Raw genomic sequence first — 17174 nt, 5'->3', positions numbered from 1 at the left:
GAGCGATCAATCCTCGTCGCTGAACGGCGGAGGCAATCGTCCGGACTTGAAGATGATGGTCGGTTCTTCGTCGTAGTCGCCCATCTCGGTGTCGGCCGAGACCGAAAAGGCCACCACGCCCAGCCGCAGGGGCGCCAGCCGCTCGGCCTTGCGCCGCGCTTCCTCGGCGTCTTTGCAGCCCACCTGCGGCTCGGCCTTCAGCCCCTTGCCGCGCCCCTGCACATAGGTCTGGAGGATGTAGACGGTTTCGCTGGCCATCCGCACCCAAGGGGCCTGTTTGCGGCCCAGGTCAACAGCCGCCTGCTATTCGTAGCTGACTTCCTCATAGCCGTGCGCCAGATTCCCGAACCGGACCGTGTCGGCGTCGAAGGCCAGTTTGACGATGCCGATGGGGCCGTGGCGTTGTTTGCCGATGACGACCTCGGCCTGGCCTTGCAGCCGGTCCATGTCCTGCTGCCATTGCAGGTGTTCCTCCGTGCCTTCGCGCGGCTCGGCCCGGCCCAGGTAGTAGCTTTCGCGATAGACGAACATCACGCAGTCGGCGTCCTGCTCGATCGAGCCGGATTCGCGCAGGTCAGACAGTTGCGGCCGTTTGTCTTCGCGCTGTTCCACCTGACGCGACAGCTGCGACAGGGCGATGATCGGCACCGACAGTTCCTTGGCCAGGGCCTTCAGGCCGCCGGTGATCTCCGACACCTCCTGCACCCGGTTCTTCTGCCCGCCGCTGTCGCCGGTCGTGACCAGTTGCAGATAGTCGACGATGATCAGGTCCAGCCCATGCTCCATACGCTTCAGCCGTCGCGCCCGCGCCGCCAGCTTGGACATGGACAGGCCGCCGGTGGCGTCGATGTAGAGGGGACTCTCGCCGATCTCGACCGCCGCGTCGCGCAGCTTGCCGAAGTCGGTGGCGTCGATCTCGCCCTTGCGCAGCTTGTCAGAGGACACGCCCGACGCGTCGGCCAGTATCCGCATCGCCAGCTGTTCGGCGCTCATTTCCAGTGAGTAGAAGGCGACGACCCCGCCGTTGACGGTCTTGCGGCCCTCGGGCGTCGGCTCCCACTGATAGGCCCGGGCTACGTTGAAGGCCATGTTGGTCGCGAGCGCGGTCTTGCCCATCGACGGACGGCCGGCGAGGATCAGCAGGTCGGAGGGGTGCAGCCCACCCAGTTTGCGATCCAGATCGTTCAGCCCTGTCGCCAATCCCGCCAGCTTGCCTTCGCGCTGATAGGCTTCGGCCGCCATCTGAACGGCGCCGGACAAGGCGTGGGAAAAGCTGACGAAGCCGGACGATGGCTTGCCGGTCTCGGCGAGCGAATACAGGGTCTGTTCGGCCTGTTCGATCTGTTCGTCGGCGGGCGTCTCGGGATTGGGCGCTTCCTTGATGATTTCGCCGCCGATGCGGATCAGGTCGCGCCGCAGCGCCGTGTCATAGACCACCCGGGCGTAGTCCGGGGCGTTTGCCGCAGGGGGCGCCCGGTCCACCAGGTCGGCGAAATAGCGCAGGCCGCCGAACTCCTGGAAGGCGGGGTCCTGTTTGAACCGTTCCATCAGGATCGTCGGCTCGGCCAGCATGCCCTGGCGGATATGATCCTCGATCGCCTCGAACAGCCGCTGGTGGAAGGGCTCGTAGAAATGCTGGCCGCGCAGGCGGTCGCTGAGCCGTTCGAACACGCCGTTGTCGAACATCAGCGCGCCCAGCAGCGCCTGTTCGGCCTCCAGGTTATGAGGCATCGAGGCGACGCCGCTGGAATCCATCGGCGAGGACGAGAAGGGCAGGGGGGCGAAGGCGTTCATTGTCTTAACGCTTTATCCCTGACAGGCGCCTGCGTCAGTCCGGGACGTCGCCGCGACCGTGGACAGATCATCCACCCTGTGGGCGAACGGGAATTCTTTAATCGCGAAGCGTCGAACCTGGCTGGCTTAGCCCGGGCAGGGGTATTTCTCGATCATCCATTCGCGCATGGCCTGGGTCACGCTGATGTTCCGACGGGCCTGCGGAATAGTGTTGAACCGGCCCAGTATTTCGTCCGGCGAAAAGCCGACCTTGTCCGGCATGCAGGTCGCGGGCGTGCGTCCCGCCGCCGTCGCCGCTGTCTGTTCGGCGCGCACCGTCCGCGCCGCCCCGCGAAACTCGCCCATCAGCCGCCGGGTGTCGGATCGAAGCAGGGCGGCGGGGTTCTGGGGAATGCCGGCGGCGGTGGTCAGGAATTCCTGCACCGACATGGCCTGAGCCGCCCCCGCGACCAGCGACAAGGCCAAGACCCCCGCGATGATTTTGGCCTTCATATCGAACCCCTCCTAAGTCAAGCGCGCAGATTGATCGCCGATATGTGGCGCGACGGCGGCGCGAATTTCGCGTGGCTCTGAAGCTTTGGTAATCTTCCTGCAAAAATAGACGACTGAAACAAAAGGGGCGCGTCCCTTTCGGAACGCGCCCCTGATGTTTCCGGCGATCCGACCTTTAAGGGCCGGGTCTGGATCAGGCTTCGTCGCCGAAGCCCTCTTGTTGACCGGCGCCGCCTTCGATCAGTTCCTGGGCCGATTGCTCGGCGGCCTGGCGCTCATCGTCGAATTGACTGCGGATCACGTCCTCGCCCTTGGCTTGACGCTCGGCTTCATCCATCGAACGGGCGATGTTGATCTTGACCGATGCGCGGACCTCGGCGTGCAGGCGGACCGGCACTTCGTGGACGCCCAGGGTCTTGATCGCCGTGTTCAGGACGACCTGCGAACGCTCGACCTTGCCGCCTTCGGCCTGGATGGCCTCGGCAACGTCGCGACCGGCGACCGACCCGTACAGGTGACCGGTTTCACCGGCCTGACGGATCATGATGTAGGTCTGGCCGTCGATCTTGTCGGCGACCTTCTGTGCATCAGCCTTGTTCTTTTCGTTGCGCTGCTCGATGGCGGCGCGGTCGAGTTCGAACGCCTTCAGGTTGGCGGCGGTGGCCCGGCGGGCCTTGTCGCGCGGCAGAAGGAAGTTACGGGCGAAGCCGTCCTTGACGGACACGACGTCGCCGATGGCGCCGAGATTCTCGACGCGTTCCAGCAGAACGACCTTCATCTTACTTCACCACGTACGGCAGGAGGGCCAGATAGCGAGCGCGCTTGATGGCCTTGGCCAGTTCGCGTTGCTTCTTCTGGGAGACGGCGGTGATGCGCGAGGGCACGATCTTGCCGCGTTCGGAGACGTAACGCTGCAGCAGCTTCACGTCCTTGTAGTCGATCTTCGGCGCATTGGCGCCCGAGAACGGGCAGACCTTGCGGCGACGATAGAAGGGGCGGCGGCCGGCGGCGCCGGAGCCAGCCGGGGCGCCCGGGGTCGGGGCGGTGGTATCGGTCATGTTCCGGGTTCCTTATTCGGCGTCGGCGGCGGCGTCGTCGCGCGGGGTGCGCTCGCGCTCACGCTCGCGTTCACGCTCGCGGCGGGCCAGCAGCGGCGACAGTTCCAGGTCGAGTTCCTCGACGCGGACGGTCAGCCAGCGCAGCACGTCTTCGTTGATGCCCAGCTGACGCTCGACTTCGGCCATGGCGGCCGGAGGGGCGTCGACGGCCAGCAGCGAATAGTGAGCCTTGCGGTTCTTCTTCACGCGGTACGTCAGGTTGCGCAGACCCCAGTACTCGATCTTGGCGACGGAACCGCCACCTTGCACGATCAGGTCCTTGATGGTGTCGTTCAGCGCTTCGGCCTGCTGCGCCGAGATATCCTGGCGCGTCATGACCGTGTGCTCGTAAAGAGCCATGCGGTAGTCTCCCTTGTGGGCGTCGGCACAGAGACGACCGGGTAAGTCGGTCTCTATGATGGCTCCTGGCGCGGCGGCCGGACCGAACGTCCAACCCTTTGGTGTTCCACGACAGGACCGAAGCCCTGGAAAGGCGGGGCCTATAGGGGAAAAGGAGCGGGGAGGCAAGGATGGCTTCTCCCTCCCCTTCATGGGGAGGGGCGGCGCAGCGCAGCGGAGCCGGGGTGGGAAAGTATGGAGCGCTCCGAATGCTCTCACAGCCCCACCCGGATCGCTGCGCGATCGTCCCTCCCCATGAAGGGCAGGGAGAGACGCTTGTGACGCTCCGCCAGCCCGCCTAAACCAACCCCATGCCGAAGCTGACGTCAGCGGTCGATCCGCAGAGCCCTAAATACAAGTCCTTGCACGCGTACAACAGCGCCCTGGTCGCCGAACTTCGCGACCACGTGGCCAAGGCGGCGTGCGGCGGGTCCGACAAGTCGCGAGAGCGCCATGTGGCCCGTGGCAAGCTGCTGCCGCGCGACCGAGTCGAGCGGTTGCTGGACCCCGGCTCGCCGTTCCTCGAGGTCGGTCAGCTGGCGGCCCATGGCATGTATGAGGGCGAGGCCCCGGCCGCCGGTGTGATTGCAGGCATCGGCAGGGTCTCGGGCCGCGAGGTGATGATCGTCGCCAACGACCCGACGGTGAAGGGCGGCGCCTATTTCCCGATGACAGTGAAGAAGCACCTGCGGGCTCAGGAGATCGCCGAGCAGAACCGCCTGCCGTGCGTCTATCTGGTCGATTCCGGCGGGGCCAATCTGCCGCACCAGGCCGAGGTCTTCCCCGACCGCGACCATTTCGGCCGCATCTTCTTCAACCAGGCCCGGATGAGCGCCAAGGGCATCGCTCAGATCGCCTGCGTCATGGGCCTGTCCACCGCCGGCGGCGCCTATGTGCCCGCCATGTCGGACGAGACGATCATCGTGCGCAACCAGGGCGCCATCTTCCTGGCCGGCCCGCCCTTGGTGAAGGCCGCGACCGGCGAGGTCATCTCGGCCGAGGAACTGGGCGGAGCCGAGACCCACGGCCGTCGTTCGGGCGTGGTCGATCACGTGGCAGAGAATGACGAGCATGCGCTCGAGATCGTCCGGTCCATCGTCGCCAACCTGAACACGACCAAGTCCGTGGACATGGACGTGCGCGAACCGCGCGCGCCGGCCTTTGCGGCCGAAGAACTGTACGGCCTGATCCCCGACGACGTCCGCGCTCCCTATGATGTGCGCGAGGTCATCGCCCGGCTGGTGGACGGGTCCGAGTTCGACGAGTTCAAGGCCCTGTACGGCTCGACCCTGGTCTGCGGCTTCGCCCGCATCTGGGGTTATCCGGTCGCGATCCTGGCCAACAACGGCGTCATCTTCTCCGAAAGCGCCCAGAAGGGCGCCCACTTCATCGAACTGGCCTGCAAGCGCAAGATCCCGCTGCTGTTCCTTCAGAACATCAGCGGCTTCATGGTCGGCGGCAAGTACGAGGCCGGCGGCATCGCCAAGGACGGGGCCAAACTGGTCACCGCCGTCGCCTCTGCCGAGGTGCCCAAATTCACCGTGTTGATCGGGGGCAGCTTCGGCGCGGGCAATTACGGCATGTGCGGTCGGGCCTATAGCCCGCGTTTCCTCTTCACCTGGCCCAACAGCCGGATCGGCGTGATGGGCGGCGAACAGGCGGCTTCGGTCCTGGCCACCGTCCACCGCGACGCCGACACCTGGTCGCCCGAGGAGGCCGAGGTATTCAAGGCGCCGATCCGTCAGAAGTACGAGGACGAAGGCAATCCCTACTACGCGACGGCGCGGCTTTGGGACGACGGGATTATTGATCCTGTGCAAACACGCGATGTCTTAGGCTTGGCCATCAGCGCCAGCCTGAACGCCCCGATCCCGGAGACCACATTCGGCCTCTTCCGGATGTAACCTATTCCGCCGCCCCTCGTTGGGATGCGGAACCGCAGTTTGGAGACCACCATGGCCGATCAACCTACCGAAGCCGACCTGAACGCCCTGGATGTCACCGACGCCGAGGCTGCGGAGATCAACAGCATCTCGCATCCGCTGTTGGCTGATCCCGCGCCCGACGCCAATGACGACCTGGTGCGGATTGACGCGACCAGCGACGGGGTGGTCTTCATCACCCTTGACCGGCCTGAGAAGAAGAACGCCTTCGACGCCGCGACCATCGCCGCCCTTCACGAAGCCTTTGAGACCCTGCACGGCGCCGACCATGTGCGCGCCGTGTTCATTCGCGGCGCGGGCGGGACCTTCAGCGCTGGCGCTGACCTGAACTGGATGCGCGACGCCGCAGACTGGTCCGAGGCGGATAACCGCGACGACGCCTTGGGTCTGGCGAAGATGCTGAAGGCGCTGCACGACGTGCCCGCCCTGACGTGCGCCATCGTCGAGGGTGCGGCCATGGGCGGCGGGGCGGGCATCGTCGCCGCCTGCGACATGGCCGTGGCGGTCGAGGGCGCGCGTTTCGCCTTCTCCGAAGTCAAGCTGGGCCTGATCCCGGCGACCATAGCTCCCTATGTGATCGAGGCCGTCGGCGCTCGCCGCGCCCGCCAGCTGTTCCTGACCGGCAACAGCTTCGACGCCGACTACGCCGCCCATGCCGGCCTGATCGACCTGGTCCTGCCTGCGGGATCGGTGGACGAGTTCATCGCCATGCTGACCGATAGCCTGACCGGCAACGCGCCCGGCGCCATGGGTGAGGCCAAGCGACTGGTCAATGATATAGCCGGCCAGAAGATCGACGGCGGCCTACTGGACGACACGGCCAAACGCATCGCCCGGGCCCGCGTCTCGCCCGAAGGTCAAGAAGGCGTCAGGGCCTTCCTGGACAAGCGCAAGCCTGACTGGGCGCAGTAAGCTGAATATTGACGCCCGCAGGGCTTCCAATCGGCGCTTCAGGCGTTAGACCCGCCCCATGTTGAGCGCCTCTCCTATCGCAGAAGCCGTCGCCGCCGGGCGTCAGGCCGTCGCCGTCGATTCCGCCATGATCGCCAAGATCACCGATATGGCGGGCGACTTCGCCATCAATCTGACCATCGCGGTTCTGATCTTCGCCGCGACGCTGTTTGCAGCGAAATGGGCGTCGCGGGCGTCGCGAAACGCCCTCTCGCGAGTGCGGGGCTTCCGGCACGACCCGACCGTTCTGAGTTTCGCCGTGCAGGTGGTTCGGGTCGTTGTCGTCATCATCGGCATGATCGCCGTGCTGCAGCGGCTGGGGGTGCAGACGACCTCGATCATCGCCGTCCTGGGCGCCGCGTCGCTGGCGGTGGGCTTGGCGCTGCAAGGGACTCTGTCGAATGTGGCGTCGGGCATTATGCTGCTGGTGCTGAGGCCCTACCGTGTCGGCGACGTCGTTGATGTGGGCGGCATGGCCGGCACGGTGCAGCGGCTGGACTTGTTCACGACCCAGTTGTCGAACGCCAATAACCACAAGATCGTCATTCCCAATTCCAAGGTGCTGAGCGACCCCCTGACCAATCTGACGGGTCAGCAGACGCGTCGGATCGAGATCAATTTCGGCGTCGGCTATGGCGACGACCTGAACAAGGCGCGCTGCGTCCTGGCCGACATGGCGGCGGCGCACGAGAAGGTGCTGGATGACCCGCATCCGTGGACGGGCGTGACGGCTCTGCTCGACAGTTCGGTCCAGGTGACCCTCCACGCCTGGGTCAAGGTCGAGGACTGGTGGCAGACCCAGGCGGATCTGATGCAGGGCGGCAAGGAGGCGCTGGACGCCGCCGGGATCGAGATTCCATTCCCACATCAGGTCGCCGTGCCCTATGGCGACGACGACGTTGTGCCGGTGGTCCGTGTAAGGACGATGGACGCCGACGAGAGTGATCTTAAGGCCGAGAAGAGCTGATGCGTTACGATTTCGGATCCGACAACACCGCCGGCATGGCGCCGAGCGCCTTCGAAGGCCTTGTGCGCGCCAACGCGGGCTTCGTCCGGTCGTACGGCGCCGACGAGATCACGGCGCGCGCCGCCGACCAGATCCGCCAGAGGCTGGACGCCGACGCCGAGATTCGGTTCGTGTTCAGCGGGACGGCAGCGAACGCCATCGCCCTGTCTATGCTGGCCTTTCCGTTCGAGGCCGTGCTGGCGCACAACGCCGCCCATATCTGTACCGACGAGACGGGCGCGCCCGGCTTCTTCGGTCAGGGCGTCGGTTTGATTGGTCTGCCGGGTCTTTCTGGCCGGATCGATCTGCGGGCGCTGAAGGCGCAGCTGGCGGAGCCCGAGGTCGGTCATCGCCAGCCCCCGGCGGCTTTATCGCTGACCCAGGCGACCGAATACGGCGCGGTCTATACCGAGGAAGAGCTGCGTCATCTGATCGAGCCGGTGAAGGCGGCGGGATACGGCGTCCATATGGACGGAGCGCGGCTGGCCAATGCGGCGGCGGCGGGTTTCGATCTGAAGGACATTCCGCGTCTTGGGGTGGATGTCCTGGTGTTCGGCGGGGCAAAGGCGGGGGCGAACTGTGTTGAGGCCCTGGTCCTGTTCGACAAGAGCCTGGCGCGGCGGCTGGACAACCGGCTGAAACAGGCAGGCCAGGTGGCGTCCAAGGCGCGGCTGCTGGCCGGGCCGATGTTGGGCCTGCTGGAAAGCGGGGACTGGGAGGCTGGAGGCGCTCATGCCAATTTGATGGCCCAGCGGCTGGCTGCGGGCGTGGCCACGCGCTCGCCCTATGTGCTGGCCCACCCGGTCGAGGCCAACGCCGTCTTCGTTCGTATGCCCGCCGAGGCGCACCAGAGGCTGAATGCCTTGGGCTGGGCCTGTTATCGGTTTGACGACGGATCGGTGCGGTTCGTCTGTTCCTGGGCGACGCAGGAAGACGCCGTCGACGAACTGATTGAGGCGATCGCCGGCCTGAACTGAACCGTCTAATGTGTGCGGCCTTTTCCCGGTCGCATAGACTGTCCATATGCGGAGCATGGCGATGCGCGGAGAGCGCTCCGGCGGCCGGCGCGACCCTATGGTCAAGGCGCAACAGGCGGGGAGCATGCAGGAAAAGACGGAAGGCCCGGCGACGCTGAAGGCGTTGGCGGATCTGGTGCGACTGGTCGGCCGGTCAGGCGCGCCGCGCTTGCGGTTGCGGCTGGTTTCGGCCATCGGGCTGACGCTGGCGGGTAAGGGTCTTGGGGTGCTGGCGCCCCTGGTGCTGGGTGCGGCGGTCAACCAGCTGGCGGCTGGGGAGGGGGCGGCCGTGGCCGTCGGCTGGGGCTTTGCGGCCTTCGCCGTGGGTTGGGCTTTCGTGCGGTTCCTGTCGGCGGCCGCGCCGCAGATATCGGATGTCGTGTTCGCGCCCGTTCGCGCAGCCGCGCAACGGGCGACGGCGGCCGAGGCCTTCGCCCATGCGCTCAGCCTGTCCTTAGATTTCCACCAGACCAAACGGTCTGGCGCCTTGTCACGGACGATGGATCGCGGGTCGCGGGCGGTGGATTTCCTCCTCCGAATCTTGGCCTTCAACCTGGTTCCGACAGGGTTGGAGCTAATTCTGGCGGCGGCCGTGCTCGGCGGCAAATACGATTGGCGCTTCGCCGCCGTCGCGGTGGCGGTGGTGGTGGTCTACACGGTCACGACCTTCGCCCTGTCCAACTGGAGGCTGGAGCACCGACGCGTCATGAACGCCGCCGATTCAGAGGCGGCTGGGGTCTCGGTCGACGCCCTGCTGAACTATGAGACAGTCAAGTCCTTTGGGGCCGAGACGCGGGCGGCCCAGACCTATGATCGGGCGCTGGGGGACTACGCTCAGGCTTCGCTGAAGGCCAACAGTTCGCTGGCTCTGCTGAACGGGGTGCAAGCCCTGATCATGAACCTCGGTCTGGGCGTCATGGCCGTAATGGCGGGTTTCGAGGCGGCGGCGGGGCGGATGGGGCCGGGGGACGTGACGGCGGCGGTGCTGATCATGATCTCGCTGTACGCCCCGCTGAACATCCTGGGCTTCGCCTATCGCGAGATACGTCAGTCCTTCATCGACATGGAGGAAATGCTGAAGGTGACGCGGCAGACGCCCCAGGTGGCGGATGCGACCGAAGCGACGCCCCTGCCGCGCCCCGCCGATGCGCGCGGCGCCTCGGTCGAATTTCAGCAGGTCGGCTTCCGCCACGACGCTCGGGCAAACGGGCTGGAGGACGTCAGCTTCGTCGCGGCGCCGGGAACGACCACGGCGCTGGTCGGACCCTCGGGCGCGGGCAAGTCGACCATCGTCAAGCTGGCGCTGCGGTTGCTGGATCCGCAGGAGGGACGGGTTCTGATCGACGGCCATGACGCCCGGGCGGTGACCCAAGCTTCGCTGCGGGCAGCGGTCGCTCTGGTGCCGCAGGACGTGGCCCTGTTCAACGACACCCTTTACGCCAACATCGCCTTCGCCCGACCCGACGCCGATGAAGCTCAGGTGTGGGCGGCGGCAGAGGCTGCCGAGTTATCAGACTTCATTCGCGGCCTGCCCGATGGCATGGCCACGCGGGTGGGAGAACGGGGACTGAAACTGTCGGGGGGAGAACGTCAGAGAGTGGGCATCGCCCGCGCCCTGCTGGCTGACCCCTGTATTCTGATCCTTGACGAGGCCACCAGCGCCCTGGACAGCCGTACAGAGGCGGCGATCCAGAAGACCTTGAGACGGGTCAGCGCCGGTCGCACCACCCTGGTGGTGGCGCACCGGCTGTCGACGGTGGCGGACGCCGATCAGATTCTGGTGCTGAAGGCCGGGCGGATCGTCGAGCGAGGGGCGCACCATGAACTGGTGGCGCGGCTGGGCGGGGAATACGCCGCCCTGTGGCGCAAGCAGACGCGGACAGGCAGGGCGGTTCAGGCCTGAGCTTGAGGAAGCTTGCGTTTGAGGACCTCGCCGAGGTTGGCCATGATGGCCGTGCGCGCTTGGGGCGTTTCGGGGGCGTCGGCCGGAAGGGCCAGCAACAGCTTCATGGCCTGGGCGTGGACCGTGGCGATGCGCCAGTCGAAACCGCCCTCGCGCGGGGCGGCGTCCAGAAGGTCGCACAGGCCCTTGGCCGCCGTGCACAGGTCGTCCAGGGCGAAGGGGCTGGCGGCGTCAATGATCTGACCCGAAGCGGCATAGGCGTTATCGAGCCGGGCGGCCTCGGGGATGTTGGGCTCTTGTTCGGCCAGCAGGGCGGCGATGTTCTCGACGATGATGGCCAGCCCCTGGTCTTTCAACGCGTCCAGATTGGTCTGGGCCTGGGCCAGGGCGACTCCGACACTGACGCCGCCGGGACGATCAATCATCTCGGCAAGGCGCGAGGGGCGTCTGGGGTGTGTGATGACGGTCATGCGAACTCCACCGTTTCTGGGCGGATAAGTCGGCCGCGCCGTTCCTCGCCCTCGTATCCTTCATTTCGGAACCGGCGGTCGGGCCCCAGATAATCGCCGACCTCAAGGAAGGGGCGGTCATCGCGGGCGACCCACAGGATACGTTCCAGCAGCATGGCGGCGCTGAAGGGCTTGGTGACGACGAAGTTGGCGCCGCAGTCGCGGGCCTCCGCCACCCGACTGCGGCGGATGTGACTGGCGGTCATGATGACCGGCGTGAAGGCGTTTGGGTTGGGCCCAGAACGTCGCAGCCAACGCACCAGTTCGAATCCGTCGATCTCCGGCATGTCGGTATCGACCAAAAGCAGATCGACCGGCTTTTCCTGAAGGATCCGCCGCGCCTCGACGCTTCGCCCGATGGTGAAGGCGGGGCGGACGCCGAAGCCTGCGAGGACACCTGTCGTAAGGGCCAGGGAGAATGGGGAATCATCGACGACCATGGTGATGGCGCCGCTCAAATTGAAAACCGCGCTGTCCCTAAGGGAGTCGCCCGCCGCCATGCCCGCCAATGCTCTGTCCGATGAGACCGGCAGGGTCGCGCCATATGATGGACGGGCGATTAACGCCGTTCTTTCAGAGGGCGCCGATGGCGTAGAATCGGTCGGCGCGCCGGGTCTTGATCTGCTGCGCCGACAGGCCTTCGAAGGCCTTCAACTCTTCGGCCAGGACGTCGCCCACATTAGCCATGGCGGCGTCGCGATCGGCGTGCGCGCCGCCGACGGGTTCGTCGATCAGGCGATCGACGATTTTCAGGCCCATCAGATCCGGGCCGGTGATCTTCATCGCCATGGCCGCGTCGCGCGCCCGGGCGCCGTCGCGCCACAGTATGCCGGCCGCGCCCTCGGGCGAGATGACCGAATAGATCGAGTGCTCCAGCATCAGAACGCGGCTGGCCGCCGCTATGGCGATGGCGCCGCCCGAGCCGCCTTCGCCCGTGATTGTGGCGATGGAGGGCACGCCCAGGGTCAGGCAGCGTTCGGTCGAGCGGGCGATGGCCTCGGCTTGACCGCGCTCCTCGGCGCCCAGGCCCGGGTAGGCGCCGGCGGTGTCGATGAAGCTGAGAACCGGCAGACCGAATTGCTCGGCCATGTCCATCAGGCGCACGGCCTTGCGATAGCCCTCGGGCCGGGCCATGCCGAAGTTGTGGGTGATGCGAGTGGCGGTGTCGTGGCCCTTTTCGTGGCCCATGATCACGACCGGACGGCCCCGGAACCGCGCCAGGCCGCCCAGTATGGCTTGGTCATCGCCGAACTGGCGGTCGCCGTGCAGTTCGTTCCAGTCGGTGAACAGGCTTTCGACGTAGTCAACGAAGTGCGGACGCTGCGGATGGCGCGCCACCTGGGTCTTCATCCAGGGGTCGAGACCGGAATAGGTCTTCTTGCGCAGTTGCTCGGCCTTCTTGCGCAGCCCGGCGATCTCGGCGTCGAAGCCGCCGGAGGTCTCGGACAGGGCCGACAGTTCCTCGATCTTGGCTTCCAGATCGGCGATTGGCTTTTCGAAGTCGAGATAGTGCGTGGCCATAAAGGCGTCCGGGAACTGCGGGCGAGAAAACCGCCCCTAGGGAAGGCGGGCGAAACTAGAGAGGTCGGCGCGATGGGGCAAGCGGCGGTTCAATCATCCCGCGCCAAGGGGTGGTTTTGCTGGATGACCTGGGTCAGGCGGTCCGTGGCGACGTGGGTGTAGATCTGGGTCGTGGCGATGTCTGCGTGGCCGAGCAGGGTCTGGACGACGCGCAGGTCGGCGCCGCCTTCCAGCAGATGAGTGGCGAAGGCGTGACGCAGGACGTGAGGGCTGACGCGCGCCGGGTCGATGCCGGCGACAACGGCCGCCTCGTCCAGCAACTGAGCGAAGCGGCGTGGGGTCAGGTGGCCGGTGCGGCCGGATGACGGAAAGAGCCAAGGGCTGTCGGGCGCCTCGGGCTTGCGCTTCGCGTCACGGGCGATCAACCAGGCCTTTACGGCCTCTCGGGCGGCGGCGTTGAGCGGCGCCAGGCGTTCCTTGCCGCCCTTGCCGCGCACGATCAGATAGGCGGGGTCGCGGCGGACAGCCTCGACCTTTAGCCCCAGCAGTTCCGACACCCGCAGCCCCGAGGCGTAGGCCATCTCGACCAGCGCCACCAGGCGCAGGCCCGCGGCCGCGTCGCGGGCGGCCGAGGCGGTCAGCAGCCGGTCGATCTCGTCACGACTGAGCAGTTTCGGCAGGGGGCGGCCTTGTTTGGGCGCGTCCAGACGGCGTGAAGGGTCGTCGGTGCGCCAGCCTTCGGCCAGGGCGAAGCGATAGAACTGGCGCGCGGACGAACGACGCCGGGCGGCGGTGGCGGCAGACAGGCCGCGTCGCGACAGGTCGGCGAACCAGGCCTCCAGCGCCTCGGCGTCAGCCTTCATCAGCCCGCCAGCATCAAACAATGCGGTTTCGGCGTCGGCAAGGTCGCGGCCATAGGCGGACAGGGTGTGGGGCGAGGCGTCCCGTTCGACCGCCATCATCTCCAGAAAGGCTTCGATCTGAGGCGTCATTCCTCAATCCGTTCCGCGAACGGATGGCGTGTGGTCAGGCTTGGTGTAGAGGTTTTCAGGATCATGCCTGCCTTTGCCGCCGCCTTCGCCGTTTCCTCGACCGTCTGTTCCGCCGGAGCCGCCGGATGAGGCGGCGCGCGAATCCAGGACCGACGCGCACCATAGCTCTGGTCGGACTGATGGGGGTGGGCAAATCGTCGGTGGGCCGTCGGCTCGCTAACCGACTAAGGCTGCCGTTCGCCGATGGGGATGTGGAGATCGAATCGGCGGCGGGGATGACCGTGTCCGAAATCTTCGCCGCCCTGGGAGAAGACGAGTTCCGAGCGGGCGAGGCGCGGGTGATCCGCCGTCTGCTGGAAGGGCCGCCCCTGGTGCTGGCGACCGGCGGGGGGGCGATGATGAACCCCGAGACGCGGGCTTTGCTGAAGGCGCGGGCCGACACGGTCTGGCTGAGAGCCGATCTGAAGGTCATCGCCGAACGGGTGGCGCGACGCGACACCCGGCCGCTGTTGCGCGGCAAGGACCCGCTGACGGTGCTGACCGACTTGGCCGAGGTGCGTTATCCGATCTATGGCCAGGCGGACGTGACGGTGGACGTGGGGCAGGGCTCGCACGGCCAGGCGGTCGATTCCATTCACAGAACGCTGCGCCGGCACTGGCGCGAGCGTCGCCGGACAGAGACGAAACCATGACGATCATTCCAGTCAGCGGCGGAGCCTTTGCGGCCTATGACGTCGTGGTGGGGCGTGGGCTGCTCGCCGAGGCGGGCGTGCGGATTGCGCCGCTGGCCAAGGGGCGGACGGTCGTTGTTACGGACGAGACAGTGGCGGCGATCCACGGGCCGGCTCTGACCGCCTCCTTGGCGACGGCGGGCGTCCGCAGCGAGGTCGTCGCCGTGCCCTCTGGCGAGGGATCGAAGTCCTTTGCTCAACTGGAACAGGTGCTGGACCGACTGTTGGAGATCGGGCTGGACCGCAAGGATGTGGTTATCGCCCTAGGCGGCGGGGTCGTGGGCGATCTGGCCGGCTTGGCGGCGGCGCTCTACATGCGCGGCATCGACTTCGTGCAGATCCCGACGACTCTGCTGGCCCAGGTGGACTCGTCCGTCGGCGGCAAGACGGCCATCGACACGCCACGCGGCAAGAATTTGGTCGGGGCCTTCCACCAGCCGCGACTGGTGCTGGCCGACATCGACGTTCTGGCGACCCTGCCTGCGCGGCAGGTGAAGTCCGGGTGGGCCGAGGTGCTGAAGCACGGGCTAATCTGCGACGCGGCCTTCTTCGACTGGCTGGCGGGCGAGGGAGCCGCGGGCGCGGCCGGCGATCCGACTGCGCTGGAGCGTGCGGTGATCCGCTCGGTCGAGATCAAGAGTGCGGTGGTCGGCGAAGACGAGAAGGAGGCGGGGCGTCGCGCCCTGCTGAACCTGGGCCACACCTTCGGCCATGCGGTGGAGACCGAGGTCGGGTTCGACGAGGGGGCGCTGGCGCATGGCGAGGCCGTGGCCTTGGGGTGCTGTATGGCTTTCCGCTATTCGGCGCGGGAGGGGCTGTGTTCGGCCGCCGACGTCGAACGGGTCGAGACGGTGGTTGCGGCTGCGGGCCTGCCGACACGGCTGGAGCAGGCGGGGGCCTTCGCGGCCGACCGGTTGCTGGCCCTGATGGCGGGCGACAAGAAGGCCGAGGGCGGAGCCCTGACACTGATCCTGGCGCGCGGCGTCGGCCAGGCCTTCGTGGCCAAGGGTGTCGATGCGGCCAAGGTGCGGGCCTTCCTGATCGAGGAAGGCGCGACGGCGTGATGCGGATCGCAACGGTCCCGCTGGAAGACCGGTTCGTGCGGCTGGAGCCTTTTGAGGACAGTCTGAAAGACGAAGTCCGCGAGTCGCTGGACTGCGATCCCGAGGCCTGGGCGGCCATGGTCGGCTCGGCCCAGGGTGAACATTTCGACGGCTGGTGGGAGAGCGCGCTGACGGCCATGCGGGTCGGGACTCGGATCGCCTATGCGGTGCGGCGGCGCTCGGACGAGGCGGTGGTCGGCACGACCAGCTTGTACGAAATCAACCCGGCCTATCGTCGCTGCGAGATAGGATCGACCTTCTATCGGCCCGAGGCGCGCAGCGCGGCGATCAATCCGGCCTGCAAACGGCTGTTGCTGGGTCACGCCTTCGACGCAGGCGCGGTGCGGGTGGAGATCATCACCGACGCCCTCAACGCCCGGAGCCAGGCGGCGATCCTCAAGCTGGGCGCCAAGGCCGAGGGCGTTCTGAGGAAGCACAAGATCACCTGGACGGGGCGTGCGCGGGATACGGCGGTGTTCGCCGTTATCGACGACGACTGGCCCGAGGTGCGGGACGGACTGGATCGACGGCTGGCGGCGTTCGGGTAGCGGCCCGTCAGGGGATCAGCCGCTCGGCCCTCAGCTGCTCGAACAGGGCGAAGAAGGCGTCGTCGGTCGGCTGATAGTCGAGGAAGCCCAGGCGGCGGCTCTTGCCCATGTCGGTCACCACTTCGATCGGGCGGCCGAGGTCGGCGTCCGTGTGCCAGGGCGAGGCCAGGCGGTCGAGGTCCGGCTCCACCAGGTCTTCGCGGGCGGCGAGACCGCGCCAGATCTCAGCGTCCTCAGCCATCTGGGTCTCCAGCGGCGTGATCGTCCCGTCGAACTCGGCGGGCGAGAGCCCGAACCAGTCGGCGATCCGCCCCCACATCCACTTCCAGCGGAAGACGTCGCCGTTGACGACGTTGAAGGCCTGGTCGGCGGCGGCGGGCGTGGTCGCGGCCCAGACGAGGTGACGCGCCAACTGGGTGGCGCTGGTCATGTCGGTCAGGCCGTTCCACTGGGCCTCGGAGCCGGGGAAATGGAACGGGCGGCCTGTCTCGCGGCACAGGCTGGCATAGACCGCCAGGGTCGTGCCCATGTTCATGGCGTTGCCGATGGCCTTGCCGATGATGGTGTGGGGGCGGTGGATGCTCCAGGTGAAGCCGTCGCGTTCGGCGGCGGAGAAGACCTCGTCTTCCTGGGCGTAGTAGAAGTTGTCGATGTCGAGCCGCCCCTGTTCCTCGCGGAACGGAGTCTGGGGCAGCACGCCTTGGCCATAGGCCTCGAACGGGCCGAGGTAGTGCTTGAGTCCGGTCACCAGGGCCACATGGCGGACCGAGCCTGCTGGGCGCACGGCGTCGAGCACGACGCGCACCATGGCGGCGTTGACGCGGATGTTCTCCGCCTCCGTCGACTGGCGCGCCCAGGTGGTGAAGAAGACGGCGTCGGGATGCGCATCGGCGAGGGCGGCCGCTGTCGCCGCCGGATCGTGGAGGTCGGCGACGACGGGGCTGACGCCCGCCTGTGCGACGGGCCTGCGGGCGAGGCCGAGCACCGACCAGCCCTGGGCCACGAGTTCGGCCGCGGCCGCGCCGCCGGCGATTCCGCTGGATCCCACGACTAGGGCTGTTTTCGACATCGTCATCTCCGCTTCGTCTACTTCGTCTTGAGGGCACACCTAGTGGGGCCGACGACGGGTCGCTAGAAGGCACCATTTGGGGACCTGGCTCCCAGAAGGT

19 protein-coding genes are annotated in these 17174 nt (G+C 66.9%); 8 read left to right on the top strand and 11 right to left on the bottom strand.

The genetic code is table 11. The features are described from left to right. Positions 1-6: 6 nt before the first annotated feature. The 6 genes from PKE72_RS13385 to rpsF form a co-directional block, all read right to left on the bottom strand. Positions 7-258 (bottom strand): hypothetical protein, encoded by a 252-nt coding sequence (locus PKE72_RS13385; RefSeq protein WP_267513585.1) that lies wholly within the window; start codon positions 256-258, stop codon positions 7-9. A 45-nt stretch (positions 259-303) separates the two neighbouring features. After that, entirely contained in the window at positions 304-1794 is a 1491-nt protein-coding gene (locus PKE72_RS13380; protein WP_271165879.1) for a replicative DNA helicase, read from the bottom strand. Positions 1795-1920: 126 nt separating this feature from the next. Further along, positions 1921-2286, bottom strand: coding sequence for a hypothetical protein (locus PKE72_RS13375; RefSeq protein ID WP_271165878.1), 366 nt, complete (start codon positions 2284-2286; stop codon positions 1921-1923). 193 nt (positions 2287-2479) lie between these two features. Further along, entirely contained in the window at positions 2480-3064 is a 585-nt protein-coding gene (rplI, locus tag PKE72_RS13370) for a 50S ribosomal protein L9 (RefSeq protein WP_271165877.1), read from the bottom strand. Position 3065: 1 nt separating this feature from the next. Next, the gene (gene rpsR / locus PKE72_RS13365; RefSeq protein ID WP_008259463.1) at positions 3066-3344 is read right to left on the bottom strand and encodes a 30S ribosomal protein S18; all 279 of its coding nucleotides are present in this window, start codon (positions 3342-3344) and stop codon (positions 3066-3068) included. A gap of 12 nt (positions 3345-3356) precedes the next feature. After that, positions 3357-3743 carry a 30S ribosomal protein S6 gene (gene rpsF, locus PKE72_RS13360; protein WP_040349448.1) on the bottom strand — a complete coding sequence of 129 codons (387 nt, stop codon included), beginning with the start codon at positions 3741-3743 and terminating at the stop codon, positions 3357-3359. Between the two features lie 350 nt (positions 3744-4093). On the opposite strand from rpsF, the gene PKE72_RS13355 reads away from it, so the two are divergent. The 5 genes from PKE72_RS13355 to PKE72_RS13335 all read left to right on the top strand — a co-directional run bounded on the left by PKE72_RS13355 (position 4094) and on the right by PKE72_RS13335 (position 10601). After that, a complete protein-coding gene (locus tag PKE72_RS13355; RefSeq protein WP_271165876.1) occupies positions 4094-5686 on the top strand; it encodes a carboxyl transferase domain-containing protein in 1593 nt (530 codons plus the stop codon). A 51-nt stretch (positions 5687-5737) separates the two neighbouring features. Next, positions 5738-6637: an enoyl-CoA hydratase-related protein gene (locus PKE72_RS13350; protein WP_271165875.1), complete on the top strand. Its 900-nt coding sequence runs from the start codon at positions 5738-5740 to the stop codon at positions 6635-6637. 58 nt (positions 6638-6695) lie between these two features. Continuing rightward, positions 6696-7643 carry a mechanosensitive ion channel family protein gene (locus PKE72_RS13345; protein WP_271165874.1) on the top strand — a complete coding sequence of 316 codons (948 nt, stop codon included), beginning with the start codon at positions 6696-6698 and terminating at the stop codon, positions 7641-7643. Beyond that, complete coding sequence (locus PKE72_RS13340) at positions 7643-8659, top strand: threonine aldolase family protein (protein WP_271165873.1); 1017 nt, start codon at positions 7643-7645, stop codon at positions 8657-8659. Before PKE72_RS13345 ends, PKE72_RS13340 begins: the two co-directional genes overlap by 1 nt. A gap of 61 nt (positions 8660-8720) precedes the next feature. After that, positions 8721-10601 carry an ABCB family ABC transporter ATP-binding protein/permease gene (locus tag PKE72_RS13335; protein WP_373878100.1) on the top strand — a complete coding sequence of 627 codons (1881 nt, stop codon included), beginning with the start codon at positions 8721-8723 and terminating at the stop codon, positions 10599-10601. Here the strand turns inward: PKE72_RS13335 and PKE72_RS13330 are convergent. From PKE72_RS13330 to PKE72_RS13315, 4 genes are all read right to left on the bottom strand, one after another. Beyond that, positions 10592-11071, bottom strand: a complete 480-nt coding sequence (locus PKE72_RS13330) for a chemotaxis protein CheE (RefSeq protein ID WP_271165872.1) — start codon at positions 11069-11071, stop codon at positions 10592-10594. The genes PKE72_RS13335 and PKE72_RS13330 overlap by 10 nt on opposite strands. Beyond that, positions 11068-11568, bottom strand: a complete 501-nt coding sequence (locus tag PKE72_RS13325) for a response regulator (protein WP_271165871.1) — start codon at positions 11566-11568, stop codon at positions 11068-11070. The genes PKE72_RS13330 and PKE72_RS13325 overlap by 4 nt, the downstream gene beginning before the upstream one ends. Before the next feature lie 115 nt (positions 11569-11683). Then, entirely contained in the window at positions 11684-12631 is a 948-nt protein-coding gene (locus PKE72_RS13320) for an acetyl-CoA carboxylase carboxyltransferase subunit alpha (protein ID WP_271165870.1), read from the bottom strand. Positions 12632-12720: 89 nt separating this feature from the next. Then, positions 12721-13623, bottom strand: coding sequence for a site-specific tyrosine recombinase XerD (locus tag PKE72_RS13315; RefSeq protein ID WP_271165869.1), 903 nt, complete (start codon positions 13621-13623; stop codon positions 12721-12723). Positions 13624-13748: 125 nt separating this feature from the next. On the opposite strand from PKE72_RS13315, the gene PKE72_RS13310 reads away from it, so the two are divergent. Genes PKE72_RS13310 through PKE72_RS13300 form a run of 3 tightly spaced genes read left to right on the top strand, consistent with a single transcriptional unit; the run spans position 13749 to position 16005 of the window. After that, the gene (locus tag PKE72_RS13310) at positions 13749-14315 is read left to right on the top strand and encodes a shikimate kinase (RefSeq protein ID WP_271165868.1); all 567 of its coding nucleotides are present in this window, start codon (positions 13749-13751) and stop codon (positions 14313-14315) included. Then, positions 14312-15418 carry a 3-dehydroquinate synthase gene (gene aroB, locus PKE72_RS13305; RefSeq protein WP_271165867.1) on the top strand — a complete coding sequence of 369 codons (1107 nt, stop codon included), beginning with the start codon at positions 14312-14314 and terminating at the stop codon, positions 15416-15418. Before PKE72_RS13310 ends, aroB begins: the two co-directional genes overlap by 4 nt. After that, a complete protein-coding gene (locus PKE72_RS13300) occupies positions 15418-16005 on the top strand; it encodes a GNAT family N-acetyltransferase (protein ID WP_271165922.1) in 588 nt (195 codons plus the stop codon). Before aroB ends, PKE72_RS13300 begins: the two co-directional genes overlap by 1 nt. A gap of 7 nt (positions 16006-16012) precedes the next feature. Here PKE72_RS13300 and PKE72_RS13295 read toward each other — a convergent pair whose 3' ends face one another. Beyond that, positions 16013-17074 carry an SDR family oxidoreductase gene (locus tag PKE72_RS13295; RefSeq protein WP_271165866.1) on the bottom strand — a complete coding sequence of 354 codons (1062 nt, stop codon included), beginning with the start codon at positions 17072-17074 and terminating at the stop codon, positions 16013-16015. Positions 17075-17174: the final 100 nt, after the last annotated feature.

Source organism: Brevundimonas intermedia (genome assembly GCF_027922165.1).
GTDB lineage: Bacteria > Pseudomonadota > Alphaproteobacteria > Caulobacterales > Caulobacteraceae > Brevundimonas > Brevundimonas intermedia.
This window is presented reverse-complemented; position numbering and strand designations above follow the sequence as displayed.

What these genes read in the sequence shown, in the direction of transcription:
- PKE72_RS13385 (WP_267513585.1), bottom strand. Translation starts at nt 258, where the DNA reads ATGGCCAGCGAAACCGTCTACATCCTCCAGACCTATGTGCAGGGGCGC.
- PKE72_RS13380 (WP_271165879.1), bottom strand. Translation starts at nt 1,794, where the DNA reads ATGAACGCCTTCGCCCCCCTGCCCTTCTCGTCCTCGCCGATGGATTCC.
- PKE72_RS13375 (WP_271165878.1), bottom strand. Translation starts at nt 2,286, where the DNA reads ATGAAGGCCAAAATCATCGCGGGGGTCTTGGCCTTGTCGCTGGTCGCG.
- rplI (WP_271165877.1), bottom strand. Translation starts at nt 3,064, where the DNA reads ATGAAGGTCGTTCTGCTGGAACGCGTCGAGAATCTCGGCGCCATCGGC.
- rpsR (WP_008259463.1), bottom strand. Translation starts at nt 3,344, where the DNA reads ATGACCGATACCACCGCCCCGACCCCGGGCGCCCCGGCTGGCTCCGGC.
- rpsF (WP_040349448.1), bottom strand. Translation starts at nt 3,743, where the DNA reads ATGGCTCTTTACGAGCACACGGTCATGACGCGCCAGGATATCTCGGCG.
- PKE72_RS13355 (WP_271165876.1), top strand. Translation starts at nt 4,094, where the DNA reads ATGCCGAAGCTGACGTCAGCGGTCGATCCGCAGAGCCCTAAATACAAG.
- PKE72_RS13350 (WP_271165875.1), top strand. Translation starts at nt 5,738, where the DNA reads ATGGCCGATCAACCTACCGAAGCCGACCTGAACGCCCTGGATGTCACC.
- PKE72_RS13345 (WP_271165874.1), top strand. Translation starts at nt 6,696, where the DNA reads ATGTTGAGCGCCTCTCCTATCGCAGAAGCCGTCGCCGCCGGGCGTCAG.
- PKE72_RS13340 (WP_271165873.1), top strand. Translation starts at nt 7,643, where the DNA reads ATGCGTTACGATTTCGGATCCGACAACACCGCCGGCATGGCGCCGAGC.
- PKE72_RS13335 (WP_373878100.1), top strand. Translation starts at nt 8,721, where the DNA reads ATGCGCGGAGAGCGCTCCGGCGGCCGGCGCGACCCTATGGTCAAGGCG.
- PKE72_RS13330 (WP_271165872.1), bottom strand. Translation starts at nt 11,071, where the DNA reads ATGACCGTCATCACACACCCCAGACGCCCCTCGCGCCTTGCCGAGATG.
- PKE72_RS13320 (WP_271165870.1), bottom strand. Translation starts at nt 12,631, where the DNA reads ATGGCCACGCACTATCTCGACTTCGAAAAGCCAATCGCCGATCTGGAA.
- PKE72_RS13315 (WP_271165869.1), bottom strand. Translation starts at nt 13,623, where the DNA reads ATGACGCCTCAGATCGAAGCCTTTCTGGAGATGATGGCGGTCGAACGG.
- PKE72_RS13310 (WP_271165868.1), top strand. Translation starts at nt 13,749, where the DNA reads ATGAGGCGGCGCGCGAATCCAGGACCGACGCGCACCATAGCTCTGGTC.
- aroB (WP_271165867.1), top strand. Translation starts at nt 14,312, where the DNA reads ATGACGATCATTCCAGTCAGCGGCGGAGCCTTTGCGGCCTATGACGTC.
- PKE72_RS13300 (WP_271165922.1), top strand. Translation starts at nt 15,418, where the DNA reads ATGCGGATCGCAACGGTCCCGCTGGAAGACCGGTTCGTGCGGCTGGAG.
- PKE72_RS13295 (WP_271165866.1), bottom strand. Translation starts at nt 17,074, where the DNA reads ATGTCGAAAACAGCCCTAGTCGTGGGATCCAGCGGAATCGCCGGCGGC.